At 63.4% G+C, this 18,116-nt stretch carries 12 protein-coding genes; 3 read left to right on the forward strand and 9 right to left on the reverse strand.

The annotated features are described in order from the left end of the window. Nucleotides 1–16 precede the first annotated feature (16 nt). A complete protein-coding gene (locus VM99_22025) occupies nt 17–241 on the forward strand; it encodes a lipoprotein (protein ID AKK00614.1) in 225 nt (74 codons plus the stop codon). A gap of 84 nt (nt 242–325) precedes the next feature. On the opposite strand, the gene VM99_22030 is transcribed toward VM99_22025, so the two are convergent. The 8 genes from VM99_22030 to VM99_22065 form a co-directional block, all read right to left on the reverse strand. Continuing rightward, nucleotides 326–2,179 (reverse strand): polyurethanase, encoded by a 1,854-nt coding sequence (locus tag VM99_22030; GenBank protein AKK00615.1) that lies wholly within the window; start codon nt 2,177–2,179, stop codon nt 326–328. 167 nt (nt 2,180–2,346) lie between these two features. Then, entirely contained in the window at nt 2,347–5,439 is a 3,093-nt protein-coding gene (locus VM99_22035) for a serine protease (protein ID AKK00616.1), read from the reverse strand. A 167-nt stretch (nt 5,440–5,606) separates the two neighbouring features. After that, complete coding sequence (locus VM99_22040) at nt 5,607–6,944, reverse strand: peptidase (GenBank protein ID AKK00617.1); 1,338 nt, start codon at nt 6,942–6,944, stop codon at nt 5,607–5,609. Nucleotides 6,945–6,957: 13 nt separating this feature from the next. Further along, nucleotides 6,958–8,292, reverse strand: a complete 1,335-nt coding sequence (locus VM99_22045) for a hemolysin D (protein AKK00618.1) — start codon at nt 8,290–8,292, stop codon at nt 6,958–6,960. Next, entirely contained in the window at nt 8,289–10,064 is a 1,776-nt protein-coding gene (locus VM99_22050; GenBank protein AKK00619.1) for a peptidase, read from the reverse strand. The genes VM99_22045 and VM99_22050 overlap by 4 nt, the downstream gene beginning before the upstream one ends. A 75-nt stretch (nt 10,065–10,139) precedes the next feature. Continuing rightward, nucleotides 10,140–10,493, reverse strand: a complete 354-nt coding sequence (locus tag VM99_22055; GenBank protein AKK01831.1) for an alkaline proteinase inhibitor — start codon at nt 10,491–10,493, stop codon at nt 10,140–10,142. A 145-nt stretch (nt 10,494–10,638) separates the two neighbouring features. Then, a complete protein-coding gene (locus VM99_22060) occupies nt 10,639–12,096 on the reverse strand; it encodes a serine 3-dehydrogenase (GenBank protein AKK00620.1) in 1,458 nt (485 codons plus the stop codon). A gap of 332 nt (nt 12,097–12,428) precedes the next feature. Further along, nucleotides 12,429–13,334 carry a LysR family transcriptional regulator gene (locus VM99_22065; GenBank protein ID AKK00621.1) on the reverse strand — a complete coding sequence of 302 codons (906 nt, stop codon included), beginning with the start codon at nt 13,332–13,334 and terminating at the stop codon, nt 12,429–12,431. A gap of 132 nt (nt 13,335–13,466) precedes the next feature. Here VM99_22065 and VM99_22070 point away from each other — a divergent pair, with 132 nt between their 5' ends. Both VM99_22070 and VM99_22075 read left to right on the forward strand, forming a co-directional pair. Next, entirely contained in the window at nt 13,467–14,909 is a 1,443-nt protein-coding gene (locus VM99_22070; GenBank protein AKK00622.1) for an MFS transporter, read from the forward strand. 193 nt (nt 14,910–15,102) lie between these two features. Then, nucleotides 15,103–15,381: a hypothetical protein gene (locus VM99_22075; protein ID AKK00623.1), complete on the forward strand. Its 279-nt coding sequence runs from the start codon at nt 15,103–15,105 to the stop codon at nt 15,379–15,381. A 205-nt stretch (nt 15,382–15,586) separates the two neighbouring features. Here the strand turns inward: VM99_22075 and VM99_22080 are convergent, their stop codons facing one another. Continuing rightward, nucleotides 15,587–18,043, reverse strand: coding sequence for a helicase UvrD (locus VM99_22080; protein AKK00624.1), 2,457 nt, complete (start codon nt 18,041–18,043; stop codon nt 15,587–15,589). Between the last annotated feature and the right edge of the window lie 73 nt (nt 18,044–18,116).

Here is an 18,116-nt window from a genome sequence, read left to right on the forward strand (position 1 = left end):
ATCGAGAGGTTTGGATATGAGCATCAGGTTTCTGAGCCTGCCCCTGGCCGCCGTGGCCTTCCTGACATTGGCCGGTTGCGCGTCGCCCACCGTGGTGACCTTGCAGAACGGTACCCAGTACCTGACCAAGGACACCCCCAATACCCGTACCTCCGATGGGTTCTACGAGTTCGAAGACATCGCCGGCAAGAAAATCCGCGTGCGCGCCGACGACGTGGCAACGATCCGCAAGGAAGATTGACACCGTGGCGAAGGCGCTTGCTCGCGCTTGAGTGTGAGCAAGCGCCTCGTCGCAGGTTACTCAGTCACCGTCCATGCCTGGTCATCAGGCGAACACGATACCCTCACCGCCCACCTGCCCAACCCCGACACCCACCAGGGTCACCGAGCTGTCCCCCACTTGCAGCAGCGTGTCGCTGCCGACCTGGGACAGGTGCTGTCGATAGTCATACCCTTCCCCGGCCCCCTGCACACCGATGAACACCAGTTTGTCGCCCGCGTCGAAACCGCTGATGCGATCCTGACCGAATGCACCGTTGAAAATGAACGTGTCACGTCCACCGCCCGATTGCATGACGTCGTTCCCGGTGCCCCCCACCAACGTGTCGTCGCCCGCGCCGCCCAGCAGCCGGTCGTTGTCGGCGTGACCGAACAGCCAGTCGCCCGTCGCGTGGGCCACGAGACTGTCATCGCCCGCGGTGCTCTTGACCGCTGACGCGTACGCCGTCAGGTTGCCGCCGGCCAACAGGCCATTGGCGGTGACGCTGTGGCTGACCTCGTCCTTGAGCATGCCCCACAACGATCCAGGTTCCTGGCTCACCAGCGTGCCGATGTCGCGGGTGATGCTGATCCCGCCGTGGGCATCGCGCATGTACAACGTTCCGGCACCATCGCTGGCAAAGGTGAAGTCGTGCACCGACTGCTGCAGATGCAGGCTGTTGTGGCCCTGCCCGCCCAGTATCACGTTGTAGCCTCCGCCGTCGCGGAAGGTGTCATTGCCGGCACGGCCTTCCAGGTAGTCGTTGCCCTGGCCGCCCTGGATCAGGTCGTCCTTGTCGGTGCCGAGGATGAACGTGCTGCCGGTGTGGGCCTCGGCGTTGCGGTTGAGGTCTTGCACCCAGGTGTTGCTGCGGGCCGGGTCCGACAGGTTGGCGACGACGATGGTCGAGTCTTTTTGCGTAAGGTCGTAGAACGCCGAGCTGATGATCCGGCCCATGCCATCGGCGTAACCGGTGGGCAGGTGGGAGATCCAGGTGGGGATGTTGAGGATGGAAAACGGCAGCACGTTCCACGCGGTCGAAGCGTAGTGATCATTGAAGCTGACGATGTTGTTGGTCGCCGAGGCCTGCTGCACGTCGTGCACGCCCACCGACGCCAGGTTGAACGTCGAGCCGTCCAGCGCCCGGAACACCGGGTCGTTTTCGTAACCGATGTTCAGCACCTTGTCGGTGCTGCTCTGGGTCGGCGACGCGTAGGCGATGTAGTTGGCGTTGTTGTAGAACCCGGACCACTGGCTGGTGCTCAGGTCGGCCAGGCTGTTGACCGCCAACCCGCCGAGGCTATGCCCGCTGACCAGGACGTTTTCCCCGCCAAGGCCATGGGCCTGGGCAAACCGGGCGACGTCGCCGAGCAGCGTGCCGAAGGCTTCGCCGGCGTAGTTTTTGGCATAGTCCTTGGGCCCCAGCGCGGCCATCACGTCATTGATCACGTCGCCAATGGAGTCGCCGATCAGGTTCTCCCGTGGGCCGCTGGTCCCGCGAAACGACACGCCGATCTCGCTCAACTGCCCGGCGGCGTCGTACTTACCCAGGATCTCTACCTGGGCGGTGGTGTAGCCGGCCTTTTCGCCGAAGAACGTACCGCGCCCGTCGACCTTGCCGGTGTAGCCCAGTTGCGACGCGCTGATGGGCGTCCAGCCGGCCTTGTGCAACGCCTCCAGGGCCAGTTTTTCCGAATCGGGGTTCCATGGCACGCCGGGAATCACCCCTTGCGAATCGGTGCCACCGAGCAGCGCGGTCACCAGGGTCGCCGGCAGGCCGGTGCCGAAGCCGTATTGCTGGTAGCCGACGGCGAACCCGTTGTCGAGGTTGTGGTAGGAGTACAACATGATCGCCATCGCATCGCCGACCAGGGCTTTGGACGCCTCGGTGCCGAAGGTCTTGTAGTCATAGATACCCATGTCCTGCTGCCTCTTTTTTGTTGTTGGAATGCGGAAAAACGAATGGCCAAAGACCTTCGTGGCGAGGGAGCTTGCTCCCGTCGGGCAGCGTAGCGGCCCTTCAGGGTGAGCGCTTCGCACTCAAGCGGGAGCAAGCTCCCTCGCCACGCAAACTGGTGTCTTTGCGGCTAGAACTGCCAATCCAGCGTCAGCCCCATGCCATGGCTTTTGTCCCGGGATCCGAGCAGGCCGTTGTAGTCCAGGTTGACCTGCACATCCTTGGCCACCGCCAGCCCGGCACGGGCACCGATCACGGCGGCGTTGCGGTCCATGGACACGCTCTGCACCGCAAAGGTGTTGCTGCTGCCGGCGAAGGCCAGGTCCTGTTCCGAACGGGTATTGCTCAAGTTGTGCTGCCAGCCGAGGGAGCCGGAGAGTTCCAGCTGCTGTTTCTCCGAGAGCGCCAGGCTGCGGCTCGCTCGCACACCCAGGGTCGAAAGCAGCGCATCGCGACGGTCGTCGTTACCTCGCAGCGCGGCGTTGTCGCCTTTTTCATGGAAGCTGTCGCTGTCCAGATGCACATAGGCCAGGTTGGCAAACGGCTCCAGGGCCAGCGGCTGCACGTCGAGGCGGTAGGCGGCTTCGGTGAAGAACTGGGCGGTCTGGGCGTCGCGCTTGGTTTTCTCCCGGCCGCTGACATCACCCCATTGCACGTCCCGTTTGACGTCGATGCGATGCCAGCTGTAGGCACCGCCGACGGTAAGGCGCACGGCGTCGATTTCATGCCCCAGGTAGGCGCCCAGGTGATAGCTGTCGGCCTTGGCCGACGAGTGCGTGCCATCGCCCATGCTCAATGAACTGTCGCTGTAGCCGGTGACGACACCCAGGCGAGTCTGCTCGCCGATCAACCCATCGGCCCCCACCAGCAGCCCGCCAATGGAGCTGTTGGCGCTGGCATTGTCATTGCCGCCATCGCTCTTGCCCCAGGCCCCGAGCACCTTGACCCAGACGTTGCTGTCGGCAGTGCTCGGGGTATTCGCGTCATACAAGGCGTCCTGGCGCAAGCGATCACCGACGGCTTCACGCAAGTGGCGGCTGTCGTTGATCAGCAACGTGCCGACGGCCGGGTGGATTTCGCCAGAGAGTGGCTGGAAGGCTTGCTGCGCCGCGGCGGCACTGGGCGATAACAACAAGGCTTCGTAAAGGCCGTTGCCGGCGCCCAGTTGCTCCGCGGCGGTCGCTACGGAGCGCTGGTTGGGCGTCAGGCCAAGGCTGGCGAACGACACGGCGTTGCGCTCGACCGCCAGTTGAATGCCACTGGCGCTGTAGGCCAGGTCGCCGCCGAGAAACGCGTAATTGGGCAAGACCTGGCCAAAACGCCCGTCGATACCGCCGGCGGCCTGCAGGATGTTGAACTGCGTGCCCAGCAGGCTCTTCACCTCACGGGCCGTGAGCAGCGTCGGGCTGTTTTCCAATGACAGCGACACCGTAGCGCCGTCGATGGAAGCCTTGCCGCCCGCCACGATCAAATCGCTGGAGGTCGGCGAGACCTCCACTGCGTAGGTCGAACCCGGCTCGAAGGTCACGTCTCCTGCCACCTGCAGTGTGCCGATGGAGTTGCCCGGTGCCACGCTGCCGCCGCGATTGGCGGTCAGGCCGGCAACGCGCCCGTTGCCGCCGAGGACGCCGCCGTCATTGACGGTCACCGTCGAGGCCAGTGAACCGTTGACGGCCAGTCGGCCTTCATTGACCAGGGTCGGCCCGCTGTAGCGGTTGTCGCCGGTCAGCACCAGGGTGCCGAGGCCTTCCTTGGTCAGCCCGCCGTGGCCGGCGATGTTGTTGCGCCAGACGTCCAGGCCACACTGGATCCCGCTGCACACGCGCTCCGTGGGCTTGCCGGCGTCTATGGTCGCGCCAATGCCCGGCAGGTCGACCACGAACTGGCCATCGCCGTAGGCCCCGTCGATCCGGAACGCTTCGGGAATGTCGGCCTCGGTCACCAACATCGACGGACCGTCGATGGCCTTGCCCAGGTTGATCATGCCCCAGCCGTACAGCGCATCGACGCCCGGCGCGCCCATGTCGGTGGCCGTGGTGCGCAGCACGCTGGCAACCTGAGCACCGGTCATGTACGGGAAGCGCTCCATCAACACGGCGACGCTGCCGGCCACATGGGGGGCGGCCATGGAGGTGCCGCTCTTGTTGCCGTAGCCCACGGTCAGGTCATCGGCGCTGGTACCGCCGATCACCGCACTGTAGACCCGCGTGCCCGGCGCCGAGACGCAGAAACTGGCGGTGTAGCCGCAGCGCGAGGAGAAGGTACTGATGGTGTAGGGATCGGGGCTGGCGGTATCCGGGTTGACTTGCAGCGCCGCGACGGTCAGCCAGTTGGGGGCGATGTCCGGCACGAAATACGCCAGGCCGGCGATGGCGTCGGGGTTGTTGAGGTTGTAGTCGTTGCCGGCGGCGAAAATCGTCACGATGCCGCTGCGGGCCGCCGCGATGGCGCCCTCGTAGGCGCCGCCCGGCTTGGTCCCCAGCAGCGGGCGGATCTGGTCGAATTGCAACTGCGCGTCCTGCACGGTGAAGTGCGGGAACGCCGGGTCGCGCCCGCCCTGGTCGAAGCGGTCGGTGATGCCGATGCCCCAGCTGTTGTTGATGATCCGTGCGCCGCTGGCGATCAGCGCGTCCCAACCGGCCTTGTACACCGCGCCGTCGTTGCCCAGGATGATGCCGTCCTCGGGGCCGGGGTCGCCGTTGTCGGCGCTGATGATCTGTGCGTTGAACGCCACGCCGTGCATTGGCCCACCGTCGCGGCTGCCGGCGGCGATCCCGCCGACGTGGGTGCCGTGGGAGCCCAGCTTGCCGTCGGAACCGACCGTGGGCGAACCGTCGTAGCGAAACGGATCACCGGCCTTCACCGGAATGTACGGGTCGGTGTACTCGCGGATGCCGCTGGTGACCAGGGTCACGACTTTATCGCTGCCGGAGAACTCCGGGTGGGCGGCATACACCGGCTGGTCGAAGATCCCCAGTTTCACGCCCTTGCCGGTGTAGCCGGCGGCATAGGCCTTCTGGGCGTTGATCGCGCCCAGGCCCCATTCGGCGTTGAATTCGCTGCTGCGCCAACTGTCCGGATCGCCTGCCTTGCCCGCCTCGACATACGGCGCCGCCTGCGCCGTGCCCAGGCTTGCCAGTGCACAGAGCATGGCGTGGTTGAGGGCTTTGGGCACAAACACGCGACGGGTTCTTGCGGGTTGTTTTTTGTTATCAGTCTTCATCAACGAACCTTCCTTAGTGGCTGCAAAAATCCTGTGCTGACCTACGCCGGTCCCCGTGGCGAGGGAGCTTGCTCCCGCTGGGTTGTGCAACAGCCCCTGCTTGTGAGCGCTTCGCACTCAAGCGGGAGCAAGCTCCCTCGCCACAAAGGCCGGACAGCCATCCCTAGTCAGTGGCTGACGAACGCCTCATCCACCTTCGCCAGGTCCTGCGCCCCCAGCGTGCCGGCGTAGTAATGCAATTTGGTCCAGGCCATGAGGTAGTCGTAGCGGGCCTGGGCCAGGTCGCGGCGAGTGGTGTAGAGCTGTTGCTCGGCATTGAGCGCGTCGAGGTTGACCCGCTCGCCGCCGAGGATGCTTTGCCGGGTCGAGACCACCAGCGCTTCGGCCGAACCCAGGGCTTTCTGGTAGGCACGCAGTTTGTTCACCCCCGAGACGCAGGCGCTGAACTGGCGGCGCAATTCGATCAGCGTCTCGCGGGTCTTGGCGTCCAACTCGTATTCGGCCTGCTCCATGTTGCGGCTGGCCTGGCGGGTGGACGCCGAGACCCCGCCGCCGGCGTACAGCGGCACGCTGATCTCGACGCCAATGGTGTTGGTGTCGTAGCGCTGGTTGTAGGTGTTGCCGCTTTCCGATTCGTTCTGGCGCATGGTCGCGTAGGCACTGACTTTCGGCAGATGCCCGGCGCGGTTGCGCTCGACCTCGAAACGCGCGACATCCACGGCCTGGCGCTGGGAGGCCAGGTTCGGGTTGTTGCTCACCGCCAGCTCATGCCAACTGTCGAAGTTCGCCGGGTGCAGGCTGAAGGTCTGGAACGTGTCGTTCAGCGGTGCCAGATCGCCGATGTCCAGGGCCGGCACGCCGATCAACGCCCCCAGTTCGCGCAGGGACGCATCCTGCTCGTTGCGAGCCTCGATCTCTTCCGCCGTGGCCAGTTCGTAGCGTGATTCGGCTTCAAGGATGTCCGTACGCGTGCCTTCGCCCTGGCGAAACAGCTCCTCGTTCTGGTGGAACTGCTGCTCGAAGGCCTTTTTCTTCGCCAGGGCAATGTCGATCTGGTCCTGGGCGAACAACGCCTGGGTGTAATAACTGAGCACCCGCACCAACAATTCCTGGCTCTTGCCGCGAAAGTTCTCGTCGGCGAACAGCGCCTGGGCGACGCCCTTGCGGTAAGCCGCGTAAGCCTCGTAGTCCAGCAAGGGTTGTTGCAGGGTCAGGCTGGAGCCATAGCTGCTGTAGTTGCGATCATCATGCTGGCTGGCGCCACGGTCATTGAGGTAGGTGACTTTCGATTGGTTGCGGCCCTTGTTGTAGCTGTAGCCCAGGTGCGGCAGCAGCCCGGCGCGACCAATGGCGCGGTTCTCCAGGCCCGCATCGCGTTCCTTGATCGCCCCCAGGTAGACCGGGTCGTTGCGCAGGGCCTGCTCATAGAGTTCAAACGGGCCCATGGCCCAGGCGTGGTCGCACGCGCAAATGGCCAACAGGGCCAACCGGAAAAAACGCTTCATACCACAGCACACCTTATTCTTCGGTCAACGCAGAGCCGGCTCGGTCGAGCAGCGGTTTGAACAGGTAATTCAGGAGCGAGCGCTCGCCGGTGCGCACGAACATCTCCGCCGGCATGCCGGGCTTGATCACCAGGCCATTGAGCTTCTCCAGCGCACGGTCGCTGACGCTGCTGCGCAGGACGTAGTAAGGCGCACCAGTCTTCTCATCGATCATCTGGTCGGCGGACACCAGGCTGACTTCCCCCGGCACCCTCGGCGTGCGGTTCTGGTTGAAGGCGGTGAACAGGATGTCCACCGGCAAGTGCGTACCGACCTTGTCGACCAGGTTCACCGGCAAGTGCCCTTCCACCTCCAGGCGCGTGCCTTGGGGCACGATCTCCAGCAAGGTGTCGCCTTGGCGCACCACCGCGCCTTCGGTGTGCACACCGAGGTTGACGGCGATGCCGTCGGCGGTGGCGAGGATCTCACTGTGTTGCAGCTCGAACCCGGCGGACTTCAACTGCTGCTGCAAGGTTTCGCTCTTGAGCTGGGCGTCGGCCAGTTGGCTACGGACTTCTTTCTGGTATTCCTCGCCGTGCTGCTGCAGTTTGAGCCGCGACTCGACAATCCCCTGCTCCACCCGGCCGCTTTCGCCGCTGTTCTGCGCCAGTTCCTGCTGCACCTGCGACAATTGCCGCTGATAGTCCAGCAGTCGGTTACGCGGGATGTAGCCGTTGTCCGCCAAGGGTTGCAGGTTGCCCAATTGCAATCGCAGTGATTCAGCCTGGGCCGTCAGGTCACTGCGGGCCCGGCGCATGCCCGCCAGTTGCGCGGTGGCGCCGTCGATACTGGCGCGCAATGCCGCCTGCTCGCGGGCGAAGGCTTCGCGGCGGCTGCTGAACAGTTGCCGCTGGCCTTCGAGCACCAGGGCCAGGCGCGGGTCCGGGTCGTGGCTCAACTCGGCCGGGAAGCTCACACGGGCCAGGTTATCGCGCTCGCTCTGCCAGCGTGCCAGGCTGGCCCAGGCCATGCGGTACTGGGCTTGCAGCGATTGGACGTCGGCGTCGGCCTGGGTCTGGTCCAGGCGAAACAGCGGTTGGCCCTGCCTCACCGCCTCGCCTTCGCGCACCAGGATCCGGCTGACCACGCCGCTGCTCATCGACTGCACCGCCTTGCGCTTGCCAGACACCACCACGGTGCCCTGGACCGGGATGCCCTGGTCCAACGGCGCCAGGCTGGCCCAAGTGAAGAAACTGCCGGCGCCAATGAGCGCCAGTGCCCAGCCGATGCGGGTGAAAAACCGCGCGTCGCGCTCGGGGCTTTCGAAGATCCGGGTATGTTCGAGGTTCATGTCGCGATCCTGGCTCATGCGCCGCTCGGCTTGTTGACTGTCGGGTAGTGGCGGCTCATGCTCAGGCCGGTGGGGGCGGCCTGGGGTTTGTCCCGGGCCGACTCCGCCTGGCCAGACAACGCCCGCAGCACGTCCTGGCTGGGGCCGAAGGCCTGCAAGCGGCCTTCGTTGAGCACCAGCAGCTTGTCGGCCTGGGCCAATGCCGAGGAACGATGCGTCACCAGCACAACGCTAGTGCCCTGGGCTTTCATCTGCGCGATGGCACTGGCCAATGCCGCTTCGCCCACCGTGTCCAGGTTGGAATTGGGCTCATCGAGCACCACCAGGCTCGGCCGGTCATACATCGCCCGGGCCAGCGCCACCCGTTGCTTCTGCCCGCCCGAAAGACCGCTGCCGTCTTCCCCCAGCACCGTGTCGTAGCCCTGGGGCATGCGCAGGATCAGTTCATGAACGCCGGCCTGTTGCGCCGCGGCAACGACCTTCTGCGGGTCGGCCTCGCGAAAGCGAGCGATGTTCTCGGCAATACTGCCGCTGAACAGCTCGATGTCCTGGGGCAGATAGCCGATGTAGGGACCCAGTTGGTCGCGGTTCCAACGATGGATGTCGGCCCCATCGAGGCGCACGGTGCCACCCAGGGTTGGCCAGACGCCCACCAGCACCCGGGCCAGGGTCGACTTGCCGGACCCCGATGCGCCCAATACGCCGAGCACTTCCCCCGCCGCCAGGCTGAAACTGACCTGTTGCAGCGTCGCGTTGCGTTGCCCCGGCGGGCCGGCACTGACCTGTTCAAAGCTGACCTGGCCCTTGGGCGCCGGCAGCGCCATGCCTTCGTCCCGGGGAGCAAACGCCTGCAACAGCGCATCGAGGCGGCGATAGGCCAACTTGGCGCCGCTCCACTGCTTCCACACGGCGATCAACTGGTCGATGGGGCTCAGCACCCGCCCCATCAGGATCGAGCCGGCGATCATCATCCCGGCGGTCATCTGGCCCTTGATCACCAGCAGCGCGCCTAAACCCAAGACCAGGGATTGCAGGCACAGGCGCAAGGTCTTGCTCACGGAACTGATCACCGCGCCGGTGTCGCTGGCCCGGTTCTGCAGGCCGAGGAACCGCGAATGCACGGCGAACCAGCGGCTGCGCAGCGCGTCGAGCATGCCCATGGCCTGGATGGTCTCGGCGTTGTGCAAATGGCTGGTCGCCAATTGGCTGGACTGCTGCGAATAGACACTGGCCTGCCCCAGCGGCTTGCGGGTCATGACCTCGTTCAGGCAGGCCAGGCCGATCAACAACGCTGTGCCGACACTGGCGAACACCCCGAGCCAGACATTGAACAGGTAGATCACCAGCAGGTAGACGGGAAACCACGGCGCATCGAAGAACGCGAACAGCGCCGGCCCGGTGACGAATTGGCGCAGTTGGGTCAGGTCGCCCAGGGACTGCCCGGCGTTGCCCTCGCCCTGGCGCAGGTTGCGCTCGAACGCAGCTTTGTATACCTGGAGGTTGAAACGTCGCTCCAACTGGCTGCCGATGCGGATGACGACGAAACTGCGCACCATCTCCAGCAACCCGATGAACACAAAGAAGCCGACGACCATCAGCGACAACATCAACAAGGTCGTTTCGTTTTGCGAGGACAGCCCACGGTCATAGACCTGGAGCATGTAGATCGACGGCGCAAGCATCAGCACATTGATCAATGCGGTAAAACATCCGACGCTGATCAAAATACTTTTATATTCGCCCAGGGCTTTAAACAGCGGCACCGCCCCGGCACTCCTTGCCTTATTCATGCATCTTCCTTGCGTGTTGGCTGTATCAGGCCGCCTGGCCGTTAATCAACTTACTGATTCTTAGCGCCACTGTGGTTAGTGCGTGACTTGCGACTTATTACGTTCAAGCCTAACTACCAAACCGGACTTCAACGTCACTTGATAACGGTCTTGCTGGCGCAGCCCCAGATGAACCCGGGTGTTGTGCTGGCCGATCAACGAAAGACCGTCGGGTTCGGTAAACCACTGCACCGGTTCCTCTCCCAACCAATGCCCCAGGCATTCGGTTTGCCCGCCCAGGGTCTGGTCCGCCTTGAGTTCCACCAGGCAGGTGTTGGAAGGTTTGTCCTGCAATGCCTGGCTCTGGGCGTCATCCTGTGGGCCCGACAGCACGGCCAGCCATTGACCGGCCAACTGCGAGGGTTCTATCAACAACAGGCTGCGGGCCATGGTGGCGTCTCCGAAAAGCAGCATCAGCGTAGCGAGTGTCCAGGCGGTTGCCGAAAGCCTGCAAGGCATGGTGTGTTCTCGCGTTCAAAAGGTCTGGATTGTGTGGCGAGGGGCGTTACCCCTCGCCACGTCACTCAAGCTGACATCACGCCACGATATCCGTGACCGCCGCCTGGCCGACGGTGCTGACCAAGAAGTCCGCCACGCCATGCCCGGAGAAGTCCACCGACAGCAGGCTGTTGCCACCCGATGTCGACAGCACGGCGTCGCCCGCGGCACCGGTGAACGCGTTCACGAAGTGCAGGCCCGCGCCCTTGGTGATGCCGGTCAGGTCGATCTTGTCCAGGCCGCTGACAAAGTCGAGGATCTGGTCCGCCGCACCGGGCCGCGAGTCGCTGCTGGCCGCGAACACGAAAGTGTCCGACCCCGAGCCGCCCCACAGCTTGTCGGCTCCCCCCGCCCCCCAGAGGATGTCGTTGCCAGCACCGCCCTTGAGTTCGTTGGCGACCGCGTTGCCGATCAGCAGATCGCTGCCCGAACCGCCGATGGCGTTCTCGACGATCGCGCCCTTGGCGATGGACACGTTGCCCACCAGGCCACCCACGTCAGAGAACGAGGCATCGTTGAGGTTGATCTTCTGGTTCTGGGTGAAGCCGGAGAAGTCCAGGGTGTCGCGACCGCCCGCGTCCCAGACCGAGAACACGACTTTGTCCGAGGAGGACGTGGCACTGAGGAAATCCCGGCCGGCGTTGGAGTTGAAACCGTAGGTGGTATCGCCCGTGCGGATGCTGGTGTTGGCGCCGTAGAGTTTTTGGATGGCCGCAATGTCATCCATCAGCGGGCCGGAGGAATAGGCTTCGACGCCGCCCTTGCTGAAGTTCTGGCTGGTGTTGCTCTCACTCCAGTAACTCATGACGCTGTAGCCACGGGTGTCCTGGCCATAGGTGGCGTCATCGTAGGTCGGTGCGCCTTCGCCGGCGTTGTAGTCACCGGGGTGCGCCAGGCCCAGGGTGTGACCGATCTCGTGGGTCAGGGTCTGGCGACCGTAGTTGTTCAGGTCAGGGTTCTTGTTCTGGGTGTAGCCGCTGTTGATCAGGTACCACGAGGTGCCGTCGTAGCCGGCACCGGTGCCCGGCAGGTAGGCGAATGCCGCCGCGCCATCCTGGCCGCTGCTGTAGTTGCCGAAGGTCATGTGGCCGTCGCCGCCGCTGGCCTTCTCGGTGAACGTGACGTTGGCCACGTCTGCCCAGGACTGCATCGCCAGGGCTGCCTGGGCTTTCTGCTGGGCGCTGAACTGGCTGAAGCCGCTGATGCCATGCTTGTTCATGGTGCTCGAAGAAGCGGACGTCAGGAACGTGTAGGTCAGCTCGATCTTGCCGCTGCCATCGCGGTCCTGGTAAGCCGCGCCGTCACGCAGCAACTGCGTGGCCGCCTGGTCGACGGAATAGGACGGCTTGCCGTTGACGGACAGGTTGCCGCCACGATCGTATTGGTGGCTGAAACTATTGATCTGGTTGAACGCACTGCTGGCGGCCGCCAGTGATTGCGGGGCCCAGAGCAGTTGTTCGGCGGAATCAATAGCGCTGTTTTTGACTTTCGACATAAACACACTTCCTTGTTTGCAAATGGAACATTTTTCAGACGACAGGCGATCTCTGGCGAGATCGTCCTATCACTCGCCCAATGAGGGACGTAAGAAACCTGACACAATTGGAAATCAAACGTCTAGCAGTTTTTTCGAGGTCAATTTCTGTTCCCAGCCTTCATGCCCACAAACAACAGGTTTCGTCCGTTACGTACTCACTAGTTAAAAATTCGAATGCCGATTGTCGGACAAAACTCTATTTAAATATTAAATAGCGACAACTAACCATTTGCCTAAAGGCCGCACTTACGCCAACTAAGTGCCAGCGAAGTGCTATTAATCAATATCTACTAAATCGCCATGGGTTTGCGCGCGCACACTTCTCGCAGGCAGCCCCGAAGCCAGCGATGCACCGGGTCGGCATCCATGCGCGGGTGCCACAGCATGGCAATGGTGAACTCCGGCACCGGAAACGGCAGCGCGAAGCTGTGCATGCCCATGCGCAGGCTGGCGGTGTAGCGCGCCGGCACACTGGCAACCAGGTCGCTGGAGCGGGCCAGCCCCAACGCCGACGAAAAGCCTGGCACGGTGGTGACAATGTCCCGCGACAGGCCCAATGGTTCCAGGATCCGGTCGATGGGCCCTTGATCGAGAAAACGCATCGAAACCCCGATATGCCGACACGCCGCATAGCCCTCGGCGGTGATGGCGGCCTGGCTCAGCGGGTGTCCGGCGCGCACCACCCCGATCAAGCGATCACCAAACAGTGCCTGGGTCCGCAGTTCCGGGCTGGTGTCCTTGTCGACGACCGCGGTTTCCAGGTCCACGGTACCCTCGCGCAACGCCGTGCTGTCGCGGTTGGCCTTCTCCACGAAACGCAGGCGTACGCCGGGCGCCTGCTCGTTGATGCGAGCAATCAGGTCGATGGCGAAGTTCTCGACGAAGCCCTCGCGGGTGCGCAAGGTGAAGGTTCTGTTCAACTGGCCCAAGTCCGGCGTCGCGACCGGCCGCAGCACCGCCTGGGCCTCTTGAACCAGATGGCTGACCTGTTCGCGCAGCGCCAGGGCACGGGGCGTTGGCACCAGCCCTCGCCCGGCCCTGACCAGAAGCGGATCCCCCGTGGTTTCGCGCAACCGGGCCAGCGCCCGACTCATCGCCGACGGGCTCAACCGCAGTCTTCGCGCCGCACGGGCCACGCTACCTTCGGACAGCAGCACATCCAGGGTGACGAGCAAATTGAGGTCGGGAACGGACATGGCGGGGCCCTAGCGTAAATAGATGGCGTTGGGTGCAGCTATAACGTGCAAACGCTGCGTCTTCCGCCATGTTATGCCCAGGCGTAACGTTCTGACAGCGCCACGTTCAAGGCCGCAGACACAGGTGACCCAATGAAAACCCATGTTCCGCCGACAACCACCCACCCCCTTCCCTCTGCCTCGCGCGGGGCCTTGGCCAGCTTGGCGCTTTCGACGCTGCTGGCGTCCCTGGGCGCGAGTGTCGCCACGGTGGGCTTGCCGACCCTGGCCCAGGCATTCGAGGCATCCTTCCAGCAAGTCCAGTGGGTGGTGCTGGCGTACCTACTGGTGATAACCACGCTGATTGTCAGCGTCGGGCGCCTGGGGGACCTGATGGGGCGGCGCAGACTGTTATTGATCGGCATCGCGCTGTTCACGGCCGCCTCGGCAGGCTGCGGCGCGGCGTCTTCGCTCGGCTGGCTGCTCACCGGTCGGGCCCTGCAAGGCCTGGGTGCCGCCATCATGATGACGCTGACCCTGGCCCTGGCCAGTGACACCGTCAGCCAGGGCAAGACCGGCAGCGCCATGGGCTTGCTGGCGACGTTGTCGGCGGTGGGCACCGCCCTCGGGCCGAGCCTGGGGGGAGCACTGATCAGCGGCTTTGGCTGGCAGGCCCTATTTCTGATCAATGTGCCCCTCGGCGTGCTTACCCTGGTACTGGCCTGGCGCTCGCTGCCGGTGCGACCACCCCAGGCGACTGGCGCGCGCTTCGATGTCTACGGCACGTTGGTGCTGGCAGCCACCCTCGGCGCCTACGCCCTGGCCATGACCTCCGGGCGTGGCGACTTTGGCGGGCGGAACGTGGTGCTGTTGCTGATTGCGGCCCTGGGCGTCGGGCTGTTTGTGTGGGTCCAATCCCGGGCCGTCTCGCCGCTGATCCCGTTGACCGCATTCCGGGACCGCCTGTTGGTGTCCGGGTTGGCAACGAGTGCCGTGGTCGCCACGGTGATGATGGCGACGTTGCTGGTCGGCCCCTTCTACTTGTCGATCGCCCTTGGCTTGCCGGCGGCACTCGTCGGCCTGGTGCTGGCGGTGGGTCCCTGCGTGGCCGCGCTGGCCGGCGTCCCGGCCGGGCGCCTGACCGACCGCATTGGTGTGCGCCCCATGCGCCTGGCGGGATTGGCCACCATGGTCCTTGGCAGCCTGATGCTGTCGCTGGTTTCACCGGCGCTCGGCATCGGCGGCTACCTTGGCGCCATCGTGGTGACGACCCTCGGCTACGCTTTCTTCCAGACGGCCAACACCACCGCCGTGATGGCCAATGTGGCCGCCCACCGGCGAGGCGTGATTGCCGGCCTGCTCAACCTGTCGCGTAACCTGGGCTTTTTCACGGGGGCATCGGTGCTGGGAGCGGTATTCGCCCATGCGTCGGCGACGCCTGATATCGGCAATGCCAGCCCCGAGGCGATCGCAAGCGGCCTGCACACCACCTTCGCCGTCGCGCTGGCCCTGGTCGTCCTGGCCCTGCTCATCGCCTTCAAATACCGCGCGCCAGAGCCCTTGCGCGAGGTTCAGGATGGCCTGCCCGAAGCATGATGGCAAAACAGAATCTACCGTTTAGGCCTTGATGCAGATCAAAAGAATTGAACCAATCGCTAAACGGACTGAAAAAAGCCACATGACATTCATTTTCAGGTGCTATTTTTAGTTCTCACTGGTAGGGCCAAGATGGCTCTTCCTTCCTGACATGAGCAAAAGGAAGCGCTCGATTGAAGAAGGTGGGCAACACATGAATAAAGGATCTTTCAGCAAGGTTACCTTCCCCAACGCCTGCCAGCTGATGCGCTGGCACTTTCATCCAATGGGCTTTGAAGCCAGCATGGACGCACCCGGCAGCATGGTCGCCCGATTGTTTGACCGTGCCAGTGGCGAGACCATGATCGCCATCGCCGGCATCCCCTGCGCAACCGTGATGAACGCCCCGGATGTGGAGCGCATCATTGAAGCAGTGGAAGCCGAGCTGGAAGCCTTCGTGCCACCGGTTGGCTTGCGCAGGTTTGCTTCCTGACCGATCAACTCACCCGCTCCACCAGTTGGAGCGGGTCGCGTCACAGCCATCGCGTTCCCCTAACCCCCCTGTGGGAGCGAGCTTGCTCGCGAAGGGGTCAGCTTGGCCGCCCTCTTACTGTCTGATCTACCGCTTTCGCGAGCAAGCCCGCTCCCACAGGGGCCGAGCCGATTGCAGTTGCTCCTCACCGCCCACTTGGCCTGCCTCAACCATTGCGGGCCCGCCGATGGTCCGCAAAGAACGGTTTGCCCGTGCCGATACGATCCGAAGCCTTGGGGGCGTTCGCCGCCTGGCCATCCGGGGCATCGACATACCAGTAGCAGTGCTGCACCGCGCGGGTGATGCCCACATACGCCAGGCGCAGGATCTCGTCCTTTTGCGCAGTGTCGTAGGGTTCGGTATCGCCGTCGTGGCCCAGCCCGGCCATTCGGTAGACTTGGTTCTTGTAGGGCGACCGGGTCAGGTGCTGGCAATCGCCTAGCAGGAACACCGCATCAGCCTGTAACCCCTTGGCGCTGTGATAGGTCATTTGCCTGAGCCGTCGTGTTTCGTACGGCAAGCTAGAATCCACATTAACAGTTGGCGAAATATACTTTTCAATCAATGATTTATCGCTACTTTTTCGATACAACATCAAGATTGAATCGCCCTTTTGATAGTGTTCTTCAAGCCGCCGAGCCAGGCCTTCGTCATCCCGATCCAACACGTTGACCGGGCTCAACGATCGAGGCTGGCCGCTCGCCTTGGCCTTTTTCCCGGGGATCGCGGCGGCCGCTCGCACGATGTGCTCAGCGGCATCGATGATGTGCTGATGACTGCGGTAGTTATCGGTCAGCATCACCCGCGTGGTCGCCGGCGACGGGAACTGCTTGTTGAACGCCATGAAAAAGCTTGGCGAACTGCCGCGCCAGCCATAAATCGATTGCCAATCATCACCGACGCACAGCAACGAAGAACGCTGGGCGCCGCGCCCCACGTGCATCGCCGGGCCTCGGCTGCGCACTTCGCGAAGGCTGGCGCGCAACCAGGAGACGATTTGCGGCGAAACGTCCTGGAACTCGTCGATCATCAAGTGCGACAGGGGCCTGAGCATGCTGTCGCTCAATAGCTTGAAGTTTTCCGGCGTCTGCTCGCTGAACAACGCGAACATCCGGTTGTAGGTCATGATCGGTGGCGACTGGTCCAGCAGGTGATCCTCGAAAGCCCGCCAGTAGCGGCTCAATGCCTCGAAGAAGTAACGGTCAGGGTCATCCTGGGCAAACGACATCCGCCCCACGGCATCCGGTACATCCAGGCCAAGGTTCTCGATAAAACCTGCGGCGGCGACAAAACAGTCCAGCAACGGCGCCGAGGCCAGTTCGCCCTTGACCTTGTAATCGAAGCCGGGACCGGCGCTGGCATCCCCCGCCAGCGAAGCCAGAACACGCTTGGATGACTCATAGCTTTCAATCCAAATCAAAGGCTTACGACAGAAAGCTTGAAATAAGGTGCGCTTTACCGCCCACTCGGCGCGCACACTCAGCTTGGCCCCCGGACGGCTCAGGCGAGCATCTTCCCGCGGATCGAAACCCAGCACGACCCAAGCATCCAAGGACGGGATGTAGCCGTGGCAGCGAAAGGTCGAGCCGTTGATTTCAAAGGCTTGCCGCTTCGACTCGACGCCTTTGATAGGCCAGGCGCCGGCGCGCACCCACAAGTCTTCGATCGCGTCACACAACGCCTCATCGCGCTGGGCCGCCAACTCGGTCACGGCCACACGTTTTTGCACGTCCGGGTGATCGCGCTCCAGTTCCTTGAGTTGCAGCGCATGCCGGGACAGCGGCTTGATCAGCTCACGAAATCGCTCGTCCCGTTGGTAAAGCCGGTGGTAGCAGGCATTGAGATGCTGGCGCTGGACATCATTGATGCGCAAATCAAAGGGGTTGCCCTGCCCATCGTCGTCATTCACCTCGCGGTGACTGAGGGCCTCGAACGCTTGAAGGCGCTCGAACCCGGGCAGGCTGCGGACCATCGGCAAGATCCGCGAGTGGAAGGTGCGCACGAGGTCACGCGCCTGCTTGAGGCTGATCGCACGCCCCCAGAGGCCAAATACGTCGATCAGCTTCTGGATGAAGTCCTTGCGCGACTCCCGGGTAAACGTCACCACGGTCATCGAGTCCAATTCGAAACTCAGGTAATGCACCAGCAACAGGATGCGCAGCACCAGCGTCGTGGATTTGCCCGCGCCCGCCCCGGCGACCACCGAGGTCGAGGGGGTGTCACTGAAAATCATTTTCCATTGCGCGGCGCTGGGTTGCCCATGGGCCGGCAGCAACCGGGCGACATCGGCCTTGATACGCTTCTTCAATTCGGCGTTCAACGGCAGGCGCCAGTCATCGAACAGCGAGTCATCGACCTGCGGGGCCGGGTGCTCCGTGCTGCGGGAATCACGGATCAACAGGACCTGGCGTCCATCTTCCAGCCCTTCTTTATAGCCATAGTCAAAACCGGCGGTATGGCCGCTGCGAAACCCGTCGGCCTGGCCGTGCAGCCAGGAACTGCGGTGCTGGGCTCGAAGCCGTGTCAGGCCATGACCAAAAAACCGCGCCGCCAGGCGTTTAAGCCACGGCATCTGCGCAAGAGGCAAGAGATCGGGAGGAAGATCGGGAGTGTGTTGAGACACGCGTAGGAACTCCGGTGTTCTGAAACATGGCAGACATGGTGTCTGCATTTGCCGTCAGGTTCCACCAGAAATC

It is taken from the genome of Pseudomonas chlororaphis, from assembly GCA_001023535.1.
Taxonomy (GTDB): Bacteria; Pseudomonadota; Gammaproteobacteria; order Pseudomonadales; family Pseudomonadaceae; genus Aquipseudomonas; species Aquipseudomonas chlororaphis_E.